Annotated in this window: 1 protein-coding gene; it reads right to left on the bottom strand. The window is 67.3% G+C overall.

Going from position 1 to position 1595, the window contains the following annotated elements; genetic code table 11:
• Window positions 1-1224: 1224 nt before the first annotated feature.
• Window positions 1225-1539: a ComEA family DNA-binding protein gene (locus D7V93_RS42785; protein ID WP_244225067.1), complete on the bottom strand. Its 315-nt coding sequence runs from the start codon at window positions 1537-1539 to the stop codon at window positions 1225-1227.
• Window positions 1540-1595: the final 56 nt, after the last annotated feature.

Below are 1595 nucleotides of genomic sequence, written 5' to 3'. Positions count from 1 at the left end.
TCCCGCGCCACCACGGCCCGGGTCCCTCTCTGGCTTCGACCGCCTGAGGTCGCGTCGGGGCTTGAGCAGTCCGCGTGCCAGGAGCTGCCTCCTCGGAAGGCGCGTGCACATCACCGTGCGGGCCCGCACGCGGCGTCCACGCGGAAGGATGGGCGTGGATGCTCCAGCGGGGCTCTTGGCGGGTAAGAGACGTGGCGGGCCGGGTGTCCGCGGAGGCTTGTAGCCCTCCATGGCCCGGGGTTCACTTCCCGCGCATGCGTTACTTCCGGCGTGGCATGGCCCGCGGGGGGGGTCTTTTCCTGATCGGCCGTGGAGCGGGCTGGGCTGGCCTTGCTCTAGGCAGGACTCCGGAGTTCCTCTCGAAGAACCCGCGGACGAAGGTCATTGCGTTCATCAGCGAGTCCACGGGCCCCATGCCAAAGATCGGTCGGATCCGGGGGCGTGTATGGCCTTCGATCAGCACCGGGCAGTACCAGAGCTGTTGCTCGGGGAAGTGCACCGGACGGCCCACCATGAGCCTTGATGTGCGCTGCTGGCCCGAAGGTGTCGTGTACTCCCAGCAATCCTCCGCGATCGGATCCTCGATCCGTTTCAACTTCGGGCGCCAGTTCTCATCCTTCTCGGGCATGGAGCGCGACCTCATGGGGCTCTGGGAGGACCAAAATAGGCCCGGCAGAAGACGAGGCAGGAGGCCTTGCCCGCGTAGCATGAGCCGAAGCAGAGGGTCTTGAGCTTCTGCTGTCGCTTCGTTCTTCCTGGGAGCTTCTCGCAGAACGTTTCCATGGCCTGACTTCCTGCCTGACACGCCTGGGTGCATGCGAAGGACTTCCACGGATCCGCCGTGGTCTCGGCCTCCCCGGCCTCTGGGGCTGGGAGCGGCTCCACGCAGGCTTCCGGGTTCAGCGTGCAAAACGACGCCACATGCCCCTCGGTGGGTGGTGGCAGAACAGGGCCGGAGACCGGTGCTGCCTGGTAGAGGTCACCTCCGCGCCTGTCTGGGCTGACCGCGCACGCGATCATCGTCAGCGCCCCTAGCAAGGGGACGGCAAGGAGCCTTGGCATGGGGGACATTGTACCTGCTCTTGTGAACGGGTCGCCCTGAGGCCCAAGGTCGGAAGCCTCGGCTGTCACCACGCTCGCGTCGTCGAAACAAGGCCGCCACCCCCGGGCATGCCGGTGCCTGGGAGCGGCGGCCCCTTCCGAGCCGGATTCAACCGATGGATGTCATGGGTTCGTGGCCAGTCCCTCCCTTCCCGGCGACGGGGGGACGGGGACCTTCTCCACCTTGAGCGTCGTGGGGCCGCTGAGCGCCAGGTGCGCGCGCAGCTTGAGGAACTTCTTCTTGCCGAAGCCCTTGACCCGCACCAGCTCCTCGACGCGACCGAAGGGCCGCTTCTTGCGGTGCTCGAGGATGCGCTGCGCCGCCTTCTCTCCCACGCCCGGCAGCAGATCCAACTCCGCCGCCGTGGCCTCGTTCAGGTTCACCACCCCCACGTATTGCGTGCGCGAACTGGCAGCCTCTGACAGCCCCGGTCCCATCAGCACGCAGCCCAACACCCACGCCCAGGCCCACTTCACGAGTGGCCCCCCACGCC

The sequence above is a fragment of the Corallococcus llansteffanensis genome (assembly GCF_003612055.1).
Lineage (GTDB): Bacteria > Myxococcota > Myxococcia > Myxococcales > Myxococcaceae > Corallococcus > Corallococcus llansteffanensis.
Note: the sequence above shows the minus strand (reverse complement) of the source record. Positions and strands in the feature narration are given on the sequence as shown.

Excerpts from the sequence above, each read along its gene's own strand:
- D7V93_RS42785 (WP_244225067.1), bottom strand. The coding sequence starts at position 1,539 with ATGGGACCGGGGCTGTCAGAGGCTGCCAGTTCGCGCACGCAATACGTG.